This window comes from Nitratireductor sp. ZSWI3 (genome assembly GCF_024655565.1).
Taxonomy (GTDB): domain Bacteria; phylum Pseudomonadota; class Alphaproteobacteria; order Rhizobiales; family Rhizobiaceae; genus Nitratireductor.
Map to the genome: position 1 here is coordinate 1 of NZ_JANKOF010000143.1, position 5,023 is coordinate 5,023.

7 protein-coding genes and 1 pseudogene are annotated in these 5,023 nt (G+C 59.5%); 3 read left to right on the plus strand and 5 right to left on the minus strand.

All coding sequences use genetic code 11. The features are described from left to right. The 5 genes and pseudogenes from NUU27_RS24115 to NUU27_RS24140 all read right to left on the minus strand — a co-directional run. Nucleotides 1-1,015: pseudogene (locus NUU27_RS24115) on the minus strand (glycosyl transferase); the annotation flags it as partial. A gap of 209 nt (nucleotides 1,016-1,224) precedes the next feature. Beyond that, on the minus strand, nucleotides 1,225-1,530 hold the full coding sequence (locus tag NUU27_RS24120; protein WP_257764847.1) for a hypothetical protein: 306 nt from the start codon (nucleotides 1,528-1,530) through the stop codon (nucleotides 1,225-1,227). A gap of 335 nt (nucleotides 1,531-1,865) precedes the next feature. After that, nucleotides 1,866-2,120, minus strand: coding sequence for a DUF1488 domain-containing protein (locus NUU27_RS24130; RefSeq protein ID WP_257764848.1), 255 nt, complete (start codon nucleotides 2,118-2,120; stop codon nucleotides 1,866-1,868). Beyond that, the gene (locus tag NUU27_RS24135) at nucleotides 2,117-2,413 is read right to left on the minus strand and encodes a hypothetical protein (RefSeq protein WP_257764849.1); all 297 of its coding nucleotides are present in this window, start codon (nucleotides 2,411-2,413) and stop codon (nucleotides 2,117-2,119) included. The genes NUU27_RS24130 and NUU27_RS24135 overlap by 4 nt, the downstream gene beginning before the upstream one ends. A gap of 94 nt (nucleotides 2,414-2,507) precedes the next feature. Then, nucleotides 2,508-2,657: a hypothetical protein gene (locus NUU27_RS24140; RefSeq protein WP_163269301.1), complete on the minus strand. Its 150-nt coding sequence runs from the start codon at nucleotides 2,655-2,657 to the stop codon at nucleotides 2,508-2,510. A gap of 831 nt (nucleotides 2,658-3,488) precedes the next feature. Here NUU27_RS24140 and NUU27_RS24145 point away from each other — a divergent pair. The 3 genes from NUU27_RS24145 (at nucleotide 3,489) to NUU27_RS24155 (ending at nucleotide 4,978) form a co-directional block, all read left to right on the plus strand. Further along, nucleotides 3,489-4,148: a hypothetical protein gene (locus NUU27_RS24145; protein ID WP_257764850.1), complete on the plus strand. Its 660-nt coding sequence runs from the start codon at nucleotides 3,489-3,491 to the stop codon at nucleotides 4,146-4,148. Nucleotides 4,149-4,410: 262 nt separating this feature from the next. Then, nucleotides 4,411-4,620: a cold-shock protein gene (locus NUU27_RS24150; RefSeq protein WP_257764851.1), complete on the plus strand. Its 210-nt coding sequence runs from the start codon at nucleotides 4,411-4,413 to the stop codon at nucleotides 4,618-4,620. Between the two features lie 115 nt (nucleotides 4,621-4,735). Next, nucleotides 4,736-4,978, plus strand: coding sequence for a hypothetical protein (locus NUU27_RS24155; RefSeq protein ID WP_257764852.1), 243 nt, complete (start codon nucleotides 4,736-4,738; stop codon nucleotides 4,976-4,978). The last annotated feature ends 45 nt before the right edge of the window (nucleotides 4,979-5,023 follow it).

Here is a 5,023-nt window from a genome sequence, read left to right on the forward strand (position 1 = left end):
CGGCTTGGCGTGTAGCATCGAGCGCGTGGTCCACGATCTCGATTTCCGAAAACGTTGAGCCACGGGCCAGTTGCTCGATCGCATTCCTGTAAAGGTCGCGGGTCGGGAAATCCATGGCGGCAAAGGCGCTTCCCACTCGCAGCCGCTCGTCGACCAGGCTCACGCTCTCGAAAAGCTCGGCCCAGTCGATATCGGAAATCAGCCGCATACTGGTGATGACATTGCGCACCGTGACATTGGATGCGCCCTGCCTCTGCTGAGCATGCTGAACCACGACTTCGACCGACACGCCTTGCATCACAAGACGTTCCTCCAGCAATCCGAGCGCGGGCATCGTTGCCGGATCCTGGTTCCTCAGCAATTTGGCCAGATGCGCGGCGAAGTCTTCCGACAACGGCTCCGGTGAGCGGACGGCAATATCGGTTTCGAGCGCGGATTTGTGGCTGCCTGACAAGAGAAGCCGCTCGGCGAGCGCCGTTGCGTCCGCGCGCGCGGCGCGGCCCACGGTCATCTGATCGGCCAACCGGCGCAAATTCTCGACAAGGACGATGCGCAGTGTGATTGCCACGGCCCAGAGCTCGCCGATCGTCAGGGGCTGAACCCGCTGATACGCCACGAGGAACCGGCGCAGCTTCTCCCTGTCGAAGAGGCTGTCGGTGTGAGCGACAAAGGCCCAGGCAAGTCCGAGGACCCTCGGATAGCCGGCAAACGGTCCTCCGCTCAGTTTCGGCAGCTGGCGATAATAGCCGGGAGGCAAATCGTCTCTGATCTCGCTGATCTGCTCCTCGACCAGGTGATAATTGTCCAAAAGCCATTCCGCGGCGGGAACCACATTTCTGCCGCTCTCCAGTTCAGCCGCACTCGCCCGATAGGCGGCGAGCAGAACGGCCGCATTGCTATCGAGCCTCTTGTGCAGGGACAGGACGGCTGGTGGCCGGTCGGTCACCGGTTGCGCGGCGGCGAGGCTTTCCGCATGCTGCTCGAGCCGCTCCGCGCTGAAAAGCTCCTCCCTCACGGGCGCTCCATCGTTCCATGGCGGCAATGGAGAACGATGCCAGTGTAGGCGAGGGATCGATTTCAAGAGAGTGCCTTTCCAGCCCGAGCGTGAGTGGCGCCGAATGGGCTGATTTGTCGGAGCTGTGACTCCTGCAGGGTTTCGGGCGGGGAGCGGAACCCGCGTCTACGTGAGTCGGCGGAGGATCAGGGCAGCCGAGATTTGCACCGTCAGCTGCGCCACTCCGACGGTGACGGCAGGTCCCCGGCAACGTCGACATGTGCGGCGTCGCTGGCCTCCGGTAAATGTCTTTCTGAGAAGCGAAGGCTCAGAAGCCGCCCGTCGTCCGTCAGGAGATGAAGATCCTTGCGACCGAATACCTGTCGCAGCGTGTCGGGAGACATCCTGATCTCGCCGCTGCCGACCACTTCCACTGGCTTCCTCAAGAAACCGTCAAAATCGTAGCCTATGCGGAAAAGTGTCTTGCTGGCACATTTCAGGACACCAGTCCCGTGAATTCGGCCCAGGTGCTGCATGAATGACTATTCCTTGTGAGGACGGCTCGCGAGCGCATCCGCGTCTAGAGCTGCCGCGAGTTCCTCCGGATCGACTTTGACGACCTGATATCGGTCGCTTTGCACGGAAATCGCTGGAATGTGCAGCATCGTGGCCGTACGCCGGTAGGCGAGAAAGACCGAAGATCTCCTCTTCGTCGACCACCAGTCGATAGGTCCCCGCGGGCTGCCGAGCTTCAAAGGCGCTCAACATGAAGGGCCGCGCGAATGTGATCTCTGTATCGGTGGTGCGAACGGTCATGGCGGCATCCAGCTTTTCTTTCGTCTTCCCATCGGGGCGGTCCGGAAGTCCCTGCTTACCGGAAATCCGCTGCCGTCAGCACATATATGGTCCTGCGAGCATTCCCGTAGATTTCGCGCGCGACATCGTGGATCGTGGCGCGCGCTGCATCGAACGCGGCAAGATAATCCGCTTCATCGGCGGTTGCGGTAGAGAGCGCATCAGTCTCGACGAAGAACGGCACCTCGAACATGCCATCATGGCCGACGAAGCGAACACGCTGCCCAGCTTCGTCGTAGCTGCGGCTTCTATTGGGAAAAATAAGCGTCATGATTGCATATCTCCATGTATTGGGAGTGAGACACCAATGCCTCTTTCGGGTTGGCAGCACTCCTGACGGGGCGTGTGGTCGACAGCACCGCCCTCGTTCTCCCAGACGCTGATTTCAGCATTTTGGGTTGAACCGAATTCACGACCGACGATGACGGGTACGCAATAAAAAGCATTGTCCTGATCGTCCAGGATCGCAACGAAATCAGGTTCCTGCGGCATATCGAGCGAGAGCAGCAACGATCTGGCCCAGCTTGATGGCGTCGTCGGCGTCAGCCACGCTGCGAGTGACACGGCCGACCCTTGCATAAGCGGTATCGCCCGCGCGGACCCTATAGAATTCGATGATCACCTTCATTTCGGCACCTGCCTGCGGACTGTAACCCGCTCACATTCGGCTCTTCGTCTTGTCGCGTGGCACATTGCTGTTGCCCGCCTGCTTGACTTGAGAGCCGAACGGCGCCTCCATTTTCGCAGGCTCCTTCTTCTGCTTCGGCTTTCTTATCTCGCGGTTGCTGCGCTTTTGTCCCTTGGCCATTGTCAAACTCCGTTCTTCGGTTACGGCGACCCCCGGCCGGGCAGCGCCTCGAGACTGCGAAACGATGGTCTGTCATGCTCTTCACCTGATCGGTGCTGCAGGTGGTGATCGCGCAGGATTGTCCCAATCCAGCCACGCCGGCCGCCGTCGCGTGCGATGCTTGGAAACGCTCAGCCTCCAACCGCCGACGGTGCGGTCGTCGGCTGCGCGGCCGCCTGTCATTCTCGGCGCATCGATCGATCGATCGCGGGTGGTCGGTTGCGTAAAAAATGCCTTCGGCGCGTCGATTAACAACAGCGAAGGGAACGATCTTTATAAGCGTTCTTTCTGAGGCCGCGTCTTTAAGGCCACACCTTCATATATGTTCTACGGCGGATGAATAACAGGAGCGCCGGGACGATTTGTCCAAGAACGAGGGATTTCCCCTGTGCTGGCCCTGTGCGGCATGGCTTCGCTCATCGGCTCGCCTTTCGCTTCTGGTGGTAAATGTCGGAGACGTGGTCGTGCTTCTCCCGCATCCCTCCTTCCTTTCGAGCGATAGGCGGTGCCGGCCCGGTGCCAAGACCCGACATGGTTGCTCAAAAAGTGATGCTGGTCAGGACCACGTACAGAAGAGCACTTCCTGCACCGCCGATCATGAGGAAGAGCAGCCAGAGCGTTGGATCGGTGCTCAGTTTGCCAAGATATCTCATGCGACGGCGTCCACCGTGATGATCATGGCTGCCGACGTCGGATGTTGTGGATGTAACGAGGCGGAAGACATGACTGTCCTCCTTCCTTGGCTGGGGCGGGGGTACCACGTATGTCTACCCTCAATCGGCAGCGCCCTGTTTGAAGCTGCCGACGGGTCAAACGGTACCAGTATTCGTCCGGGAAGGCGAGGATATTCGCTGGAATCTTGCACTGCCATCGGGCTGTCCTGTCCGCGCGGATTTCTCGACGAACTGGCAGGTTCTGGCCTGCATTGTCGCCAATGACAGACTTAACGGAATTTTGCTTTCTGTCAGGTTTCGTGATATACTTTTTCAACTCGCACGCGATCATGCGTGCTTGTCCTCACGTCGATTGGACAATCTCATGGAATTCCCCGTATGGACGAAACCCGCCCTCGTTGGCGCGGGCGCTGGAGCTGTGGCGGCGATGATCGTCGGGTTCAGCTGGGGCGGCTGGGTCACTGGTGGTACCGCCAGTGAAATGGCTGCAAAGGCATCCCGGGACGCCGGCGAGCAACTGGTCGCCTCGATTTGTGTAGACGCCTTTGCCGCCGACGCAAACGCCGCCGGCAATCTGGTCTCGCTCAAGGAAGCCAAGTCCTACGAGCGAGACAATTTCATCGAAGACGGAGGCTGGATCTTCGTTCCGGGCCTTGAGAAGCAGATTACTGGCGCCGCGGATGTCTGTGCAGAGCGGCTCCTGGCTCTGGAAAGCTTGCCGGAAAGGGTGGTCGTGCCCGAAACATCCACCACCGATACCGTGCCCACCGAAGGCTGAGCCCGAGCAAGCGTCCCGCGATATCGCAAACGGCTCCGTTGCGGCGGAGCCCTCGCATGTCCTGCCAGACAGTTGGCCGTGTGATGGCACCTTGTCTTGCAAACCGGCGAGGCTTATATGTTAGAAATCGATCTTGTTTGCTGAACTTTGTTTTCGCGCTCCAGGCGCTCTGACGATCTTCCCTCTCAAATTTCGACCTCGACCGCTTGCCGCGTCATGCGCGGCCGGCACAATCATAACGTGCGATTGAAAGGAAATCGTCATGACCATCGGAACCGTTAAGTTCTTCAATGCCGCCAAAGGCTTTGGCTTCATCCAGCCCGAGGATGGCGCATCAGACGTGTTCGTCCATATCTCTGCTGTCGAGCGCGCCGGTCTGCACACCATCGTGGAAGGCCAGAAGCTTAGCTTCGACGTCGTCCAGGACAGCCGCTCGGGCAAGTCCGCCGCGGACAATCTGCAAGCGGCGTAAACTCCATCTTCGACCTGTGACCACGGATGTACTGGCACGGATCGTCGATACGAGGAGGTCGGGCTTCAGCCCGGCCTTTTTGCATTCAGCCCAATCGGGGAAGGAGGCCGTTGACATGGCCGAAACCATTACCAAAGACAATCTTTTTCGGACCGTTAGGCCGGGTCCGCAGACCAAGGCTGATCTCACGGACAGCGCGGCCCGGGCAATCATGAAGGCGGAAGCCGATAGTCGCGAAGCCAAGACTCAAAGGCTGCGCCAGGCCCGCCTGGAGATGGAGGCGCAGCGATCTGTGCCCGTGCCGGCCAAGTGCACCGCGAAGAAAGCGAAGAAATTCGTCTCTCATCGTGCAGCCTGAGTATCAGATCAAAGGTGCGAGATCGGTGCCTGATTGTAACGCGCG